This is a genomic window from Yersinia massiliensis (assembly GCF_003048255.1).
GTDB classification, from domain to species: domain Bacteria; phylum Pseudomonadota; class Gammaproteobacteria; order Enterobacterales; family Enterobacteriaceae; genus Yersinia; species Yersinia massiliensis_A.
In genome coordinates this window covers 1,612,790-1,628,569 of record NZ_CP028487.1, presented here as the reverse complement: position 1 = coordinate 1,628,569, position 15,780 = coordinate 1,612,790, and the positions used below count along the sequence as shown (strand labels likewise).

Here is a 15,780-nt window from a genome sequence, read left to right as displayed (position 1 = left end):
CCCACTAATCTGGATGTTTCGCGTCTAGAGGCAGACTTTTTTATGTCGCTGACTTTAGTCGATCCCAATTTCACAGCCTCTCCTTTTCTGCCACCAAGTTATCAGCCACCAAATCAGCAAAATAAAGCACGCCCAATGGTTGCCCATGCTCGTCAGCGACAGGCAATTTATCGGTCTGGCGTGACACAAACAGAGAGAGCGCTTCACGCAGACTGGTTGTCCCCAGTATCGGCTGGCCCATCAGGGTTTCACCGCGTCTGACCCGATGTTCAGCCCGCCCAAGCGATAACAGCTTAATACCGAGATCGCTGCGGCCAAAGAAGTCACGAACGAAATCATTGGCGGGCTTCGTTAGCATTTCAAGCGGTGTTCCTTGTTGAACCACTCGTCCTTCATCCATCAAAACAATGCGATCAGCCAAGCTCAACGCTTCATCAATATCATGGGTGACCAAGACGATAGTTCGACCCGATAGTTGATGGATACGGGTTATTTCGAACTGTAGAGCGGAACGGGTCACTGGGTCTAGCGCCCCAAAAGGTTCGTCCATTAATAACACTTCAGGATCAGCCGCCAAGGCTCGAGCAACACCGACGCGCTGTTGCTGACCGCCAGAGAGTTGGTGAGGATAGCGATGAAGAAATTGTTCTGGATCCAACTGCAATAGCTCGAGTAACTCGGCAACACGCTGGCGGATACGGTCTTGTGGCCACTTCAGTAACTGGGGGACAGTCGCGATGTTACGCTCTACCGTCCAATGCGGAAACAGGCCTATTGACTGAATGGCATAGCCCATCCGCCGCCGGATATCTTCTGGTTTATAGCGACGAATCTCTTCACCGGCAAAATGGATTTCTCCCTCGTCATGCTCAATCAATCGGTTAATCATTTTCAGCGTGGTTGACTTCCCAGAGCCTGAAGTCCCAATCAGTACGGTGAACTCGCCCTTCGCAATCTGCAACGTCAGGTTGTCTACCGCCCGCTTACCGGCAAAATATTTGCTTACCTGATGGAAATGAATCATCGATGTGAAGTATCCATAAAAATAACAATGAATTTAAACAGTGAGTCAACCATGACCGCCATCACTATCACGGGGATAACGCCCAATAGCACTAAATCCAATGCGCTGCTGAGTAACCCTTGAAACATAATCGCACCTAAACCGCCCGCCCCAATCAGTGCCGCCACGACAGCCAGGCCCACCGTTTGCACAGCAATAATGCGAATGCCAGATAAAATAAGCGGCATCGCGATAGGGACTTGTACCCGAAAAAAAAGCTGGCGACGGGTCATACCCATCCCTTGAGCTGATTCAACCACACTGTCAGGGATAGACTCTAGACCTGCTACCACACTGCGAACTAATGGCAAGAGCGCATAAAGCACCAGTGCGACAATCGCAGGTGCCAGACCAATGCCACTCACACCATGTTCTGCCAGCCATGGGATAGCGGCAGCTAGCCCTGCCAAAGGTGCAATAAGCAAGCCAAACAGAGCGATAGAGGGAATGGTTTGAATAATATTCAACGCTGAAAAAATGGCACTTTGAAAGCGAACAGAACGATAGCAGAGTAACCCCAAAGGGATACCTATCAGTACAGCGGGGACTAGCGTAGTGACTAGAATCTGGAGATGCTGCCATAGTGCATCATCAAACACATCTTGTCGATTAACGTACTCTTTCATTAAAGACAGTTGATCAAGTTGCCCCGTGGCTAACAAGACGACAACCGGTAATACCAACATGACATTCGCCAAACTCCGCCAAACGGGGTTAACAATGGCACGGGACAAGCCATCGACCGCAATCAATATGCCAAACCCACTCATCAGCCAGAACCCACCGCCGAGTGAAGTACGAGCAAGGCTCTCTTCTCCCCCAGTTAGTTGAAGTGCAGTGCGGCCCGCCAGCAGCAATAGACCGAATAACAACATTTCAGCAACGAGTACCGTTGACCAATGCAGCAAAATAGTCTGTTTAACGAAAGAGAAGGCGAACAGTATCACTATCGGAATTAACAACCACCACACGTGCCCCGTTAGCAACGACGTAAATGAAATTCCTTGCCCAGAAATCAACCGATTTGGAGCGTGACTGACAAAAGAAAGTCCTCCTCCTGACAGGACCAACATCACCACCATTGTTAGCAGGACTCGGTTTTTAACAGCCATAAAAATCCATCTCCATGACAGGTAATCAGTACCGTCGAAAAGTACTACCTGTGTATTTAATGGCGCTATCGCGTTGCTTGCGATAGCGCCATCCCTTAATTCCCACCGTTATCCTTTAACGAACCCTTTTTCTTTCAGGTAATTAGCTGCGACTTTTTTTGCATCTTGGCCTTCAACTGCAATGCGAGCATTCAATTTTTGTAGTGTTGGCCCATCAAGAGTGGCAAATACCGGATTGAGTAAAGCGGGTATTGTTGGATGCGCTTTTAATGTAGCTTCGCGGATAATGGGAGTAGGTGCATAAATTGGTTGCACACCTTTGGTGTCTTCCAGTGTTTGTAAGCCCAAAGCCGCGACTGGGCCATCGGTGCCATAAGCCATGGCCGCATTCACACCAGAGGTTTGCTCAGCAGCAGCTTTAATCGTCACCGCTGTATCGCCGCCAGCCAATGACAACAGTTGGTCTTGGTTCAATTTAAAGCCATAGGCTTGCTGGAAGGCAGGTAAAGCATCAGGGCGTTCAATAAATTCTGCCGAGGCTGCCAACTTAAATTTCCCGCCTGCATTAATCCATTTACCCAAATCTTCAAGCGTTTTCAAATTGTTTGCTTGGGCTAAATCTTGGCGCACGGCAATGGTCCAAGTGTTGTTCGCTGGCGCAGGCTGGAGCCATACCAACTTATTTTTCTCGTAATCGAGCGCTTTGACTTTTTCGTATCCGGCTTTGCTATCTTTCCACGCGGGATCGTTTTCATCAGAGAAGAAAAATGCACCATTGCCGGTGTATTCAGGGTAAATATCAATCTCACCTGCAGTGATCGCACCACGCACAACTTTAGTCGTACCCAACTGTGATTTGTTGGTGGTTTTTATCCCATTAGCATCGAGAACCTGCACAATAATATTGCCCAACAATGAGCCTTCAGTATCAATTTTTGAACCGACACGGACCGTGTCTGCTGCCTGAGATACGCCGCTAAATGCCGTCATCATCACTGCAAGCAGCGCAAAAATCCCGCTACGGGGTAGGGTCTTTGCCATGTTTACCTCTATATGCTCAAGGGTGAGTAAAAATTGAATTGTTAGCGTCTATCGAATGTGGGTATCTACCCGATTTGAAGAGAACAGCCACCATTAACAAGTCAGTAACCATAATAGATTTAGTCTAAAACAAACCAAATAACCAATTGATATCAATTATATTATTCATACAATTTTGGTTCGCCAACACAATCTAAAATACAAATAAAACTATAATTATTAATTAGTTAAGCTATAACTCATCATCATAAAATTGATGTTAAGATGACACCAAACACTGTATATAACAACAGTTTATTTTAAAAAAATAGCAAGATTGAGATGAACATCGCAGTCAAAACAGCTCATTGATTAGCTATTTTCAATTGAAGGCGAGCGGCGATCACCACTTTCGATTCCTCCGCGCTGATCTCGCTCTATCACCGCATTCTCTGCGCTGGCGTAAAATGGGTGTACTTGGATTTCTAACGCGGTAACCGCATAATCTTCAAGCCACTGAGCATAGCCGCGAACAATAAATTGCTCGCTTCGATGCTGGTATTCAATACGATTTTCTAGATAAATCTGTCTTAGCCCATACCAAGGCAAGGAGGGTAAATCATGGTGGACGAGATGGTAATTGAGGTTGAGAAATAACAGACGCCAATGCCATGCTGCTTCATTCAATGTTGAGCGTGCGGCACTGTTTTTAACAGCGCGATGTTCAAAAAAAGATCTCACTTTGGTTAAGCTAAGTGCCGGATAACTCACTACCAGCAGATAATAAAGCGGCGAAATACCGTAGCTTGCCATCCAGTGAAACAAGCACAAAAGCAATGCTAAATGGATCACCCACATGATGATGGTTTGGCGATCACCTGAATAGAAGGCACGGCCAGCACTGCGTATTGTGCCAATGATATCCAATGCAGGCCCGAGCACTAATCTGCCAAGGAAAGTATTGTTAATCCGCACAATATATTTGAAAAATGAAGAAAAATGATTCCACTGAGATGCTGAATAGTAGTAACTCTCAGGATCCTTTTCTGGATGAGTCAAATCGTCATCGCGGTGGTGCTGAATATGTGAATCACGATAGAGACCATAGGGATACCAGACAGCAAGGGGTAACGTTCCAAAGAGTTGATTAACGCCCCGCCAGGGTGTGGGGTGCCCATGGATCAACTCATGTTGTAACGACATATACCATGCACTCAGCAAGATGAGTAGTACGCTCCCCATCACCGTACCCAATTGCTGCCAATGAATCACGGTGTTGAACCACCCAGTGTAAATGACACCGATGAGTAGCCAAGTCGGCAACTCCAATCGCCATATCCAAGAGCGCGATAATGTCAGTATTCGTGCCCGCTGTTGCTCACTAAGGTAGTGAGCACCGCTTGCAGGACGATAATCAGATTGGGGGTCCAAAGTTGGCATATTTTGGGCTCATACAGGGCATAATGAGCGCCAGTATTCATTGAATCATGCCCATGGCTAACCAACTTAAAACACTTTCTATAGCTAAAAAATGTCTATTTAAACTTCTCTCCAGCGCTTTTCGTGTGCTGAGACAGCAATAGCATCCAGTACTTTAGAAACTTTCCAACCCTCTTCAAAATCAGGCCACATACGATCCCCTGCGGCAATACCATTAATCAAATCACGGATCTCAACTGTTTTTTGATCGTTAAAGCCAATCCCATGTCCTGCACTGATACAAAATGCCGCATAATCTGGGTGCTGTGGTCCAGTGAGGATTGTTTTGAACCCTTGCCTTGCTTGCGGATCATCATGGCGATAGAACTGTAATTCAGCCATACGTTCTTGAGAGTAGCTGATAGTCCCTTTGGTACCAGTGACGACGTAGGTCAACCCCATTTTACGTCCACAAGCGATCCGTGAAGTCTCGATAGTCCCCATCGCGCCATTGGCGAAGCGTACCAACGCACTGGCTTGATCTTCATTTTCCACCGCTCTGCGTGAGGATGGATTATGCGGATCGGGCCGCTCCTTTATGATGGTCTGCATATCACCCGAAACGCTTGTGATATCACCAACCAAATAGTGGGCCATATTAACAATGTGTGCCGCTAAATCCCCCAACGCCCCCAGTCCCGCTTGCGCTTTAGTGCAGTGCCAGTCTAAAGGTGTGAGGGGGTCAGCCAGATAATCTTCATTATGCGTACCGTAGAAATGCACCACCTCACCAATTTCACCCTTGGCAATAATCTCTTTGGCTAACTGGCTGGTCGGGTTTTTCATGTAATTAAATCCCACCAGCGTTTTTACCCCTTTCGCACGTGCAGCATCGACCATTTCTTTGGCGTCTGTGGCATTTAGTGCTAGCGGCTTCTCAGAATAAACATGTTTGCCATGGCTGATTGCCGCCAAGGCCATTTCTTTATGCAAGAAGTTAGGTGCGCAGATATCCACTACATCGATATCTGGATCAGCCACGAGTTCGCGCCAATTAGCGGTAGAGCGGGAAAACCCAAATTCAGTGGCACGCTGTTGAGCCAATTCAGGGGTGACCTCCGCTAGCATTTCTAATACTGGCAGCCCTTTTAAAGGGAAAACAGTCGCAACCTGCGCGTAAGCAATGGCATGGCAGCGACCAATATACCCGGTACCAATGAGGCCAATTCGAACCTTTTGCATCCTATCCTCCAGCCTGTTGATAAATAATGGCCCTAATAAGGCGTTTTGCTTGCCACTTTTATACGAAATTTAAATTTCACCATCAAGAATGAAATGGAATAAAAAACTCATTTTGCGAAGTGCGACTAGATTTAATTTATCTCCCATGAAATTTGCATTAGGCGGGACTTAAACTCTGTACTCAGCTCGCAAAAACAGCCACTCAGTATAAATTAGAGGTCTAATAATTCGGTTAAAGGTATCGATGAAAATAAAATTCTAAAAAATGCGATAGGTTACGCATCAATGATAAGCTGGGGTTCCAATCACCTAGTTTCGTTATATAGTGGGCAACACGCTGACGCGACCACACATTCGCGTCTTGATCATTTTGATAGGTAAACCGCTATGAACTCACCTTTTATGGTTACACCGCAATGGCTGGCGGAACATAAGCACGATACAAAGATCGCTATTCTGGATGCCAGAATGTCACCGCCAGGATTGATACCTAAAAGGGATATTCAGGCTGAGTTTGAGCAGGGGCATATTCCTGGCGCTGTTTACTTTGATATAGATGCCATAGCCGATCACAGCACCAACTTGCCTCATATGCTGCCCTCCTCCCAAGAGTTCAGTGAAATGGTCGGCCAGTTGGGGATCAGTGAGCAACATACTTTAGTCATTTACGACGATGGCAATCTCTTTTCCGCTCCACGAGTTTGGTGGACGTTCCGGATATTTGGTGCCAAAAATGTGCATATTCTGGCTGGTGGGATTAGCGGATGGCAGCAGGCGGGTTATGCATTAGAAAGCGGCCAGGCTGCGCCTGCCTGCCAGACGTTCAATGCTCACTTTAATCACACCGCCGTCAAACACGCTGATGAGGTTGTCGCCGCACTTGGTAATAACGAGATACAGATTTTAGATGCTCGCCCTGCAGGACGGTATAAAGCGCAAGAACCTGAACCTCGCCCCGGTTTACGCCTTGGGCGCATTCCTGGCAGTATCAACATTCCTTGGGGTAGCATGGTCGAAAATGGCAATTTGAAATCGCCGCAGGCGCTAGCCACCATTTTTGCCGATCAAGGCGTGGATTTGACCAAACCCATTATCACTAGCTGTGGCTCCGGCGTAACAGCCGCGGTGGTTGCGCTCGGTTTAGCGGCAGTAAATGCGTCATCCGTTTCACTTTATGATGGCTCGTGGGCGGAATGGGGGGCATCGGACGCTCTACCAATCGATGATACCCGTCTCCCGTAGTCGTAGCTTAAATGGCGACCAGTCCACGGACGCCATCTCTCTCCATATCAACCCCACGCCCTCGCTGAACAATTTTGCCACGAGACATCACTAAATAGTTATCGGCCAGTTCTGCGGCAAAATCGTAAAATTGCTCAACCAACAAAATTGCAATATCGCCTTGGGCTGCCAGTTTTTTAATCACGACACCAATCTCCTTGATGACTGAAGGCTGAATTCCCTCGGTAGGCTCATCCAGAATCAATAATCGAGGCTGGCAAGCCAATGCACGACCAATCGCCAATTGTTGCTGTTGCCCACCGGATAAGTCCCCACCACGGCGATGCTTCATTTCTTGCAAGACAGGAAAGAGTTGGTAAATATTTTCCGGTACAGCCTTGCTCTGTGAGCTAGGGAAACGAGAAAGCCCGATTAAAATGTTTTCTTCTACCGTTAATCGAGGAAATATTTCTCGTCCCTGTGGTACATAAGCGATCCCGCTCTTAACCCGTTGATGTGGTGATTGATGGCTAATATTTTTACCTTCCCAAATGATGCTGCCATTTTTAAGGGGAACTAATCCCATCAGGCACTTGAGCAAGGTGGTTTTACCGACGCCATTGCGGCCCAATAAACACGTCACCTCTCCCACCTCGGCCTCAAATGATAAGCTACGCAAGATATGACTTCCGCCATAATATTGTTCAAGTTCATTTACTTGCAGCATTTTTAACCCTCAAATAAGCCGACCTTAATTGCCCATGAAAAGCGAAATCCCCCTTACGCCACACCGTATTTCGTTGCCTAAAAAAGCACCGACTAAATAGCGTCTGAGCAACCTAACGGCCAAGGTATACCTCTATCACCTGTTCATTGGCTTGCACCTCAGCTAAGGAACCTTCTGCCAAGACCTGGCCTTGGTGCAACACAGTGACATGATCAGCAATGGTTTCGACAAACCCCATGTCATGCTCGACGACCATCAGTGAATGCTTTCCCGCCAATTGATTAAACAACTCCGCGGTATAGGCTGTTTCTGCATCAGTCATCCCTGCGGCAGGTTCATCTAATAAGAGTAGATGCGGGTCTTGCACCAATAACATCCCAATTTCAAGAAACTGCTTTTGCCCATGAGATAACAAACCAGCCTGTCGCTGCCGCATATCACTGAGGCGTAACATAGCCAGTGTTTCGTCAATTTGATCACGCTGTTCGCTGTTTAATTTGGCTCGTAGGCTAGCCCAAACTGTTTTGGTGCTTTTTTGCGCCAGCTCTAAATTTTCAAACACACTCAATGCTTCAAAAACAGTTGGCTTCTGAAATTTCCGCCCGATCCCCGCTTGAGCAATCTCAATCGTATTCATCATGGAGAGGTCATGGCGTTGGTCATACATCATCTTGCCAGTCTGTGGCCGCGTTTTCCCCGTGATCACATCCATCAGCGTTGTTTTGCCTGCGCCATTCGGGCCGATAACACAACGCAATTCCCCGACGCCGATTTGCAAGGAAAGATCACGTAACGCATGAAAACCATCAAAACTGACATTGATATTTTCTAATGTCAGCACCGGATCCCGTTGCTGTCGATATTTGTCAGCCGCATATTCAATCGCACCCGGTTCTTGACTCAGGATCTCGGGATAGATGAGTTGCTCCGTAATTTGAAATCGGCTCATTTATCTTTTCCTCGCTTCAACAAACCAATCACACCTTTTGGTAAGAACAAGGTCACCAAGATAAATATTAACCCGAGGAAGAATTGCCAATATTCTGGCATAGCCATGGTGAACCAGCTTTTTGCACCGTTGACGATCCCCGCGCCTATGACAGGGCCAATAAGTGTTCCTCTGCCACCAAGGGCGACCCAAATTGCCGCTTCAATAGAGTTCGTCGGAGACATTTCGCTGGGATTAATGATGCCGACTTGAGGTACATATAGCGCCCCAGCCAAGGCACACAGCACAGCCGAAAGTGTCCAAACAAATAACTTGAAGCCTTTCGGATCATAACCACAAAACGTCAGGCGATTTTCAGCATCGCGCACAGCGGTTAGAACCCGGCCAAACTTGGTGCGTGCCAGCGCAAATCCCAGCGCTAGGCTGGCAATTAATAATGTGAGTGTTGCGAGGAATAACGCAATGCGCGTTGAGGTTGCCGAAACTGAAAACCCCAGCATGGTAGTGAATCCCGTAAAACCGTTGTTGCCACCAAAACCGGTCTCATTACGGAAGAATAACAGCATCCCAGCATAGGTGAGCGCTTGGGTCATAATAGAGAAGTAGACCCCTTTTATTTTGGAGCGAAAAGCAAAGTAACCAAAAATAAAGGCTAGGAGCCCAGGTACCAGCACGATTAAGCACAATGCCCAGACAAAGTATTGGCTACCACTCCAAAACCACGGTAATTCAGACCATGACAGAAAAGACATAAACGCCGGCAGTCCATCACCTGCCGCTTGCCGCATCAGGTACATTCCCATCCCATAGCCACCAAGAGCAAAAAACAGACCATGCCCAAGTGACAGTAATCCGGCATATCCCCAAACTAAATCCAGCGCGATAGCGACTATCGCATAACAGAGAATTTTACCGACCAGCGTTAAGGTGTAGGTCGAAATTGCCAGTGGATTATCCGCAGGCAGCAAAGCCAAAAAGGGTAGAATAGTCAGCGCGACAACCACCACTGCACCCAGAGATAGGCTGATTGTCGGGGCTTTTTGCGTCAAGGTAATCGCCAAAGGTTGATTCATTAGTCACTCACCCTGCCCTTGAGGGCAAACAGACCTTGTGGTCGTTTCTGAATAAACAAAATGATCAGCACTAAAATCAAAATCTTGCCTAGCACTGCGCCAATCTGCGGTTCCAAAATTTTGTTCAACATCCCCAGTCCGAGTGCAGCAACAACGCTTCCCGCTAATTGCCCAACGCCGCCCAGTACCACCACGAGGAAGGAGTCGATGATGTAGCCCTGCCCTAACTCTGGGCCGACATTGCCCAATTGTGATAGTGCAACACCGCCCAATCCGGCAATCCCCGAACCAAGTCCAAAGGCCAGCATATCCACCCGTCCTGTCGCGACACCGCAACACGCAGCCATCGCTCGGTTTTGCGTCACAGCCCGAACCTGTAACCCAAGGCGGGTTTTATTTAGCAGTAACCAAGTGAGCAACAGAACAATGATGACGAAAGCAATCACAGCAATACGGTTCCAAGGTAAAACCAAATTCGGTAGCACCTGTAGCCCACCAGAAAGCCACACAGGGTTAGCCACTTCCAAATTTTGCGCCCCAAAGATCATGCGGACGCCCTGAATCAGCATTAGGCTGATCCCCCATGTCGCCAACAGTGTTTCTAATGGGCGTCCATACAGGTGCCGAATGACTGTACGCTCCAATGCCATACCTATACTGGCGGTGATAAAGAAAGCAATTGGTAAGGCGACCAAGGGATATAAAGCCAGCCAGTGCGGAGCAAATTGTTGAAATGCGGTTTGTACCAGATACGCGGAATAGGCCCCTAACATCAACATTTCGCCATGAGCCATATTGATGACGCCCAATAAGCCATAAGTGATAGCCAATCCCAACGCGGCTAACAGCAGGATAGAACCCAGTGATAATCCACTGAAGACTTGCCCGATAATGTCCCCCACCCATAACCGGTTTTGTACTTGCTTTAAGCTACTGGCCGCAGCCGCACGGACTTGTGCATCTTGCTCGGTATTGGGGTCGGTTAAGCTTTGTAGCCGCGACACGGTTTGCGGTGAACCAGATTGCCCTAATAGCTGCACGGCATTCAGGCGTATCTGCGGGTTACTATCAGCCAGTTGTAAATTAGCCAGTGCAATCTCTAATGCTTCTTTGACTTTACTGTCAGTTTCCAATTTCAGGCGTTGGTTGAGGAGAGGTAATTGCTCACTATTTGCCTGTTGCTGTAATGCCAACGCAGCTTGTAGCCGCACAGACTCATCGTCACTCACCAGCCGTTGGGCCGCTAACGCATTGGCGATTAATATGCGTAACCGATTGTTGAGCCAAACTTTCTTAGGCGTACCGCTAGGCTGTGCTTGCCCTTCTAACGGGGTGAAACCTTGGTTACTTTGAATGAACGCTTGCCCCGCACTGTCAATCATCAATGTTTCTTGTTTCAGTGCCTGCAATAAAGGCAAGCGACTGACATCAGGTTCCGTCGCCCATTGCTGTAATAACGTGGCTTGTTGTGAACGATTGGCTGTAGCGAAATCATGGGCTGGCCCCGCGACGGCAAATGTCGAAATCCCCAACACTAGCCCTATCATCAGCCTGAGTAAAAGATTGGCCGTTTTATCCCACACAGGAGTTAATGATTTCATACACTCACTCATTGCTGATTTTGCAAAAGAGATCTGGAGTCAGTTTGTTAACATCAACAGAACTCACTCCAGAAAGTCACGGCTATTGAGTACTTTTTACGGGGTGATCCGGTTTTTTATCATTGCCGGCGATAAATGGGCTCCATGGCTGTGCCCGAATGGGGGCATCAGTCTGCCAAACCACATTGAATTGCCCATTCGGCTCAATTTCGCCAATCATCACTGGCTTATGCAGATGATGATTCGTTTTGTCCATCGTCAGCGTAAAACCAGAAGGAGCGGGGTAAGTCTGCCCTGCCATAGCTTCGCGTACTTTATCCACATCCGTTGATTTGGCTTTTTCAACGGCTTGCGCCCACATATGCATACCGACCCAAGTAGCCTCCATAGGGTCATTGGTGACGGCAGTTTCTGCATTCGGTAATTTTTTCTCTTTGGCGTAAGCTTTCCATTGATCGACAAACTGCTTATTAGTTGGATTCTCTACCGACTGGAAGTAGTTCCAAGCGGCCAGATTCCCGACCAATGGTTTAGTATCGATGCCACGCAATTCTTCCTCTCCGACGGAGAAAGCAATAACAGGGACATCAGTCGCTTTGATGCCTTGGTTGGCGAGTTCTTTATAGAAAGGGACATTTGAATCGCCATTAATGGTAGAGATAACAGCCGTTTTGCCATCAGCAGAGAACTTCTTAATATTGCTCACAATGGTTTGATAATCGCTGTAGCCAAACGGGGTATAAATTTCCTCAATATCTTTGTCCTGAATACCCTTGGTGTGCAGGAAGGCACGTAGAATTTTATTTGTGGTGCGTGGATAGACATAATCTGTGCCCAACAAAATAAAGCGTTTAGCCCCACCGCCATCTTCACTTAATAAATATTCTACTGCTGGGATAGCTTGTTGGTTAGGTGCAGCACCGGTATAGAAAACATTCGGTGACATTTCCTCCCCTTCGTATTGCACGGGGTAAAACAGTAAGCCATTTAATTCCTCAAATACCGGTAATACAGATTTTCGGGAAACAGAAGTCCAAGCACCAAATACCACCGCGACTTTATCTTGTGTTAATAATTGCCGTGCTTTTTCAGCAAATAATGGCCAGTTAGAGGCGGGATCCACAATAACTGGCTCGAGTTGTTTACCCAAGACACCACCATGAGCATTGATATCATCAATACTCATTAGGGCCATATCTTTCAATGGTGTTTCAGAGATAGCCATTGTGCCGGACAAAGAGTGCAAAATACCCACTTTAATCGTGTCGGCGGCCAGTGTACCAAAAGCCACACCCATGCTAATAACGGAAGCTGACAGTGCAAAAACCTTAATTAAGTGACGATGTTGCATAGTATTAACCTCTGGTCGTTGAGTTAAACACACAAGATTGAATTACTCTGCGCAATCGCCATGCCAATTTTACATCTTGATAATTTCATTGAGAAAAGAGTTATTTCAGACAACTATTCGGGTTTAGGAGCAAATAGACTGCACCATTAATGCGCAAAGAATGAGCCTAGATAGTGCAAAATACCAAGAGGGAAATAGGAGATGATAAATAAACATTCGGAATAAAAACGAATATGAATTGACGGTAAACTGAGGAGAAATATTTCAGCAACAAGCAGGAATGGTTAATGACCATTCCTGCTGTATTGTGATGAAGAAGTGATGACGAATAAAACGTGTTTTACCGCGACTGCAACTGCTACCCAATATTCTTGATATTACTTTTTCGGGCCACGTATGCGTAATGTCAGACCTTTCAGGAAATAACGTAAAACTTGATCGCCGCATGGACGGAAGTTTTTACTGCCTTCTTTACGGAACAAGGCATTCAACTCAGGTTTTGACACAGGGAAGTCAACGGCATTAAACACATCGTGCATGTCGGTATCTTTCAACTCAAATGCAACACGCAGTTTTTTCAACACGATATTGTTGGTAATAACAGCTTCTATCGCAGGGGCGGGGAATTTGTCATCTTTACCGCGTCGAAAGAAGATAAGGCCATTCAGGAAATGCGCCATCACCAGATCAGGACAATCCTGATAACCAGCTTCATCTTCTTTCTTAAGAAAATTAACGACATCCGCATGGTTCACATCAAAATCAGCCAACTTAATGATTTCAGTTATCTTAGTATCATTCACGTTAAGCATGTAGCGAACACTACGGAGTACATCGTTGTTCATCATATTACTGCCCTATTCCTATTATTTAGTTTAGACGTAGCGAATATCGCAAGAAAACGAAACATTTCTTTAACGTCTAGCGGGCAGTATTGTATCGATCAACGTCGATCTTCTCAACGCAAATCTGTTTGACGTGAGCACCTCAAATAGGGGCTGCATTAAAGTTAGCCATCATATACATATAAGATCACTATTATATATAGCGGCAATAAAAAGATTAAGACAGTATATCAATAATACCCTATCTTAATCTTTTTATTGCCATAATAATATTAATTAATCACTTTGTTATTTTCAGGTTGATAAAGAGAAATCTCTTCGCCAAGAATATATTTTCTTCTTAGCGTTGCCGATATTTTATCCATTATCATGACAATAACGACCATAATTAGCGTGATAAACATCACGACATCCCAGTTCCATAAACGCATATTCTCGGCATAGACCAAGCCGATACCGCCTGCGCCAACAAAACCTAATACCGCTGCTGAACGAGTGTTAGATTCTATTTGATAAAGGCTTAATGCTAAAAAAGTCGGAAAGGATTGAGTGAATATGCCAAAGCGATGTTTTTGTAAGGCGTTAGCGCCCATGGCGGTCAGTCCACGGTTAGGGGACTTATCGACTGCCTCATGGCCTTCGGCATAGAGTTTGCCCAGTAATCCCATATCTTGCATGATAATGGCCAGCACCCCGGCCAGTGGCCCCATACCTACGGCTCGAACAAAAATCAGCCCCCATATCGCCATATCAATCCCTCGGAAAATATCCAAGAAGCGGCGGACCATAAAGGAGATAATACGCAAGCCTGGTGTAGACATAACATTGCGCGCGGCAAGGAATGATAAAGGCAAAGCAATCAGTGTTGCTGTTAGTGTCCCAGCAAAGACAATGGCTAGCGTGATAAATATCTGACTAAAATAATATTTAAATGGCCAGTTAATGAAATCATGCCAAACAAACATACGTAAAAAGTAGCGACTTATTTGCTGGCTACCATGAGCGAGTGTTTGCCAAGGGATACCAAAAAATTTGAAGAAAAAAAGGTAATATAAAATAATCCCAACTGCAATGGCGGTAATCAGCCTGACATAACGTTTTTGCTGTGTAAAAAGCTGAGGATGTTGCTGTTTGAGGCGCAATATTTGTTCTGTGGTGAGATGATAAGTCAACATTATGATGCCCCTTCCACAACTCGTTTGCGTAATTGACCGGATGTATAATCCAGTAACGAAACCACGATGATGATGAGTAATAATGTCATGCTGACTTGATCATAGCGATCCAGCTTGATTGAGGTCATCAATTCCTGCCCAATACCGCCCGCTCCCACTAATCCTAAGATCGTTGATTGCCGGAAATTAATTTCCAATCGCATAAAACTGTAAGAAAGGAAGATAGGTTTGACTTGTGGCCACAGCGCAAAACGCATACGTTGCAATTTACCGGCACCACAAGCAGCTAAACCGCGAACAGGCTTATCCGATGCCGTTTCCAATGACTCATAGAACAATTTGGTTAAGCTACCGATGGTGTGTAGTGCCAATGCCAAAAAGCCGGGTATCGCACCGATTCCAAAGGCCATAACAAACATCACCGCCCACGCTAATTCTGGCATAGTGCGCAAAAAGGCAACGAAAGTTCGAATCATTAAACGCAACCAAGCTGGACTTTGGGTATTATTCGCGGCCATAAAAGCCAGAACAGTGGCGACGATGACGGATAAAATGGTTGAAGCGATGGCCAGCTGTAGCGTTTCCCAAATCAGCGGTAATTGAATGTGTAATCGATAGCCCCAATAAGCGAAAGAACCTTCCGTACGGCCATCTGCGAATAATGAGTTCAAATGGAGTACCGGTATGGTTTCGGCTAAATAATCGAAGAAATGGGGAATGGAAATAAAAACAGTATGCAGGTTAAATTCTGCAATACTGCCTGCGCCAAGGTAGATTATCGCCAAGGCTAGTGACCATATTAACGTTTCACGTTTTTGTTTACCGCGTATCTGTTGATAGTAGCGGTTAAAGTCTGTATTCAAAATGAGCTACCACCTAAAAGCAATAGCTCTGGCAAGCCAGAGCTATACCCTATATCTTGACGTTCCAGAGAGGTTATCCACTAACGCGCCTGCAACACCAAATACGTTGGGTCAATATT

Annotated in this window: 14 protein-coding genes; 1 reads left to right on the top strand and 13 read right to left on the bottom strand. The window is 46.2% G+C overall.

Going from position 1 to position 15,780, the window contains the following annotated elements:
* Positions 1–70 precede the first annotated feature (70 nt).
* From DA391_RS07455 to DA391_RS07435, 5 genes are all read right to left on the bottom strand, one after another.
* The gene (locus tag DA391_RS07455) at positions 71–1,024 is read right to left on the bottom strand and encodes an ABC transporter ATP-binding protein (RefSeq protein ID WP_057649845.1); all 954 of its coding nucleotides are present in this window, start codon (positions 1,022–1,024) and stop codon (positions 71–73) included.
* Positions 1,021–2,175 (bottom strand): ABC transporter permease, encoded by a 1,155-nt coding sequence (locus tag DA391_RS07450; RefSeq protein WP_108087503.1) that lies wholly within the window; start codon positions 2,173–2,175, stop codon positions 1,021–1,023. Before DA391_RS07450 ends, DA391_RS07455 begins: the two co-directional genes overlap by 4 nt.
* A gap of 108 nt (positions 2,176–2,283) precedes the next feature.
* Positions 2,284–3,216, bottom strand: a complete 933-nt coding sequence (gene osmF, locus DA391_RS07445) for a glycine betaine ABC transporter substrate-binding protein OsmF (protein ID WP_050079971.1) — start codon at positions 3,214–3,216, stop codon at positions 2,284–2,286.
* Between the two features lie 351 nt (positions 3,217–3,567).
* The gene (locus tag DA391_RS07440) at positions 3,568–4,635 is read right to left on the bottom strand and encodes a fatty acid desaturase (protein WP_108087502.1); all 1,068 of its coding nucleotides are present in this window, start codon (positions 4,633–4,635) and stop codon (positions 3,568–3,570) included.
* A gap of 99 nt (positions 4,636–4,734) precedes the next feature.
* Positions 4,735–5,856 carry a Gfo/Idh/MocA family protein gene (locus DA391_RS07435; protein ID WP_098904735.1) on the bottom strand — a complete coding sequence of 374 codons (1,122 nt, stop codon included), beginning with the start codon at positions 5,854–5,856 and terminating at the stop codon, positions 4,735–4,737.
* Positions 5,857–6,243: 387 nt separating this feature from the next.
* Here DA391_RS07435 and sseA point away from each other — a divergent pair, with 387 nt between their 5' ends.
* Positions 6,244–7,098: a 3-mercaptopyruvate sulfurtransferase gene (gene sseA, locus DA391_RS07430; RefSeq protein ID WP_050872770.1), complete on the top strand. Its 855-nt coding sequence runs from the start codon at positions 6,244–6,246 to the stop codon at positions 7,096–7,098.
* A gap of 7 nt (positions 7,099–7,105) precedes the next feature.
* On the opposite strand, the gene urtE is transcribed toward sseA, so the two are convergent.
* The 8 genes from urtE to phnE (DA391_RS07390) all read right to left on the bottom strand — a co-directional run bounded on the left by urtE (position 7,106) and on the right by phnE (DA391_RS07390) (position 15,661).
* A complete protein-coding gene (gene urtE / locus DA391_RS07425) occupies positions 7,106–7,804 on the bottom strand; it encodes an urea ABC transporter ATP-binding subunit UrtE (protein ID WP_108087501.1) in 699 nt (232 codons plus the stop codon).
* A gap of 112 nt (positions 7,805–7,916) precedes the next feature.
* Entirely contained in the window at positions 7,917–8,753 is an 837-nt protein-coding gene (gene urtD / locus DA391_RS07420; RefSeq protein WP_050079976.1) for an urea ABC transporter ATP-binding protein UrtD, read from the bottom strand.
* Positions 8,750–9,826 carry an urea ABC transporter permease subunit UrtC gene (gene urtC / locus DA391_RS07415; RefSeq protein WP_050079977.1) on the bottom strand — a complete coding sequence of 359 codons (1,077 nt, stop codon included), beginning with the start codon at positions 9,824–9,826 and terminating at the stop codon, positions 8,750–8,752. The genes urtD and urtC overlap by 4 nt, the downstream gene beginning before the upstream one ends.
* A complete protein-coding gene (gene urtB / locus DA391_RS07410) occupies positions 9,826–11,427 on the bottom strand; it encodes an urea ABC transporter permease subunit UrtB (RefSeq protein WP_050079978.1) in 1,602 nt (533 codons plus the stop codon). Before urtB ends, urtC begins: the two co-directional genes overlap by 1 nt.
* Positions 11,428–11,509: 82 nt before the next feature.
* Positions 11,510–12,778, bottom strand: coding sequence for an urea ABC transporter substrate-binding protein (gene urtA / locus DA391_RS07405; protein ID WP_050079979.1), 1,269 nt, complete (start codon positions 12,776–12,778; stop codon positions 11,510–11,512).
* A gap of 377 nt (positions 12,779–13,155) precedes the next feature.
* Positions 13,156–13,626 carry a DUF1456 family protein gene (locus tag DA391_RS07400; RefSeq protein WP_050079980.1) on the bottom strand — a complete coding sequence of 157 codons (471 nt, stop codon included), beginning with the start codon at positions 13,624–13,626 and terminating at the stop codon, positions 13,156–13,158.
* Positions 13,627–13,895: 269 nt separating this feature from the next.
* Complete coding sequence (gene phnE, locus DA391_RS07395; RefSeq protein ID WP_050079981.1) at positions 13,896–14,798, bottom strand: phosphonate ABC transporter, permease protein PhnE; 903 nt, start codon at positions 14,796–14,798, stop codon at positions 13,896–13,898.
* Positions 14,798–15,661, bottom strand: a complete 864-nt coding sequence (phnE, locus tag DA391_RS07390; protein WP_050079982.1) for a phosphonate ABC transporter, permease protein PhnE — start codon at positions 15,659–15,661, stop codon at positions 14,798–14,800. Before phnE (DA391_RS07390) ends, phnE (DA391_RS07395) begins: the two co-directional genes overlap by 1 nt.
* Positions 15,662–15,780: the final 119 nt, after the last annotated feature.

Coding starts and splice junctions, on each gene's coding strand:
- DA391_RS07455 (WP_057649845.1), bottom strand. CDS start 1,024: ATGATTCATTTCCATCAGGTAAGCAAATATTTTGCCGGTAAGCGGGCG.
- DA391_RS07450 (WP_108087503.1), bottom strand. CDS start 2,175: ATGGCTGTTAAAAACCGAGTCCTGCTAACAATGGTGGTGATGTTGGTC.
- osmF (WP_050079971.1), bottom strand. CDS start 3,216: ATGGCAAAGACCCTACCCCGTAGCGGGATTTTTGCGCTGCTTGCAGTG.
- DA391_RS07440 (WP_108087502.1), bottom strand. CDS start 4,635: ATGCCAACTTTGGACCCCCAATCTGATTATCGTCCTGCAAGCGGTGCT.
- DA391_RS07435 (WP_098904735.1), bottom strand. CDS start 5,856: ATGCAAAAGGTTCGAATTGGCCTCATTGGTACCGGGTATATTGGTCGC.
- sseA (WP_050872770.1), top strand. CDS start 6,244: ATGAACTCACCTTTTATGGTTACACCGCAATGGCTGGCGGAACATAAG.
- urtE (WP_108087501.1), bottom strand. CDS start 7,804: ATGCTGCAAGTAAATGAACTTGAACAATATTATGGCGGAAGTCATATC.
- urtD (WP_050079976.1), bottom strand. CDS start 8,753: ATGAGCCGATTTCAAATTACGGAGCAACTCATCTATCCCGAGATCCTG.
- urtC (WP_050079977.1), bottom strand. CDS start 9,826: ATGAATCAACCTTTGGCGATTACCTTGACGCAAAAAGCCCCGACAATC.
- urtB (WP_050079978.1), bottom strand. CDS start 11,427: ATGAAATCATTAACTCCTGTGTGGGATAAAACGGCCAATCTTTTACTC.
- urtA (WP_050079979.1), bottom strand. CDS start 12,778: ATGCAACATCGTCACTTAATTAAGGTTTTTGCACTGTCAGCTTCCGTT.
- DA391_RS07400 (WP_050079980.1), bottom strand. CDS start 13,626: ATGATGAACAACGATGTACTCCGTAGTGTTCGCTACATGCTTAACGTG.
- phnE (WP_050079981.1), bottom strand. CDS start 14,798: ATGTTGACTTATCATCTCACCACAGAACAAATATTGCGCCTCAAACAG.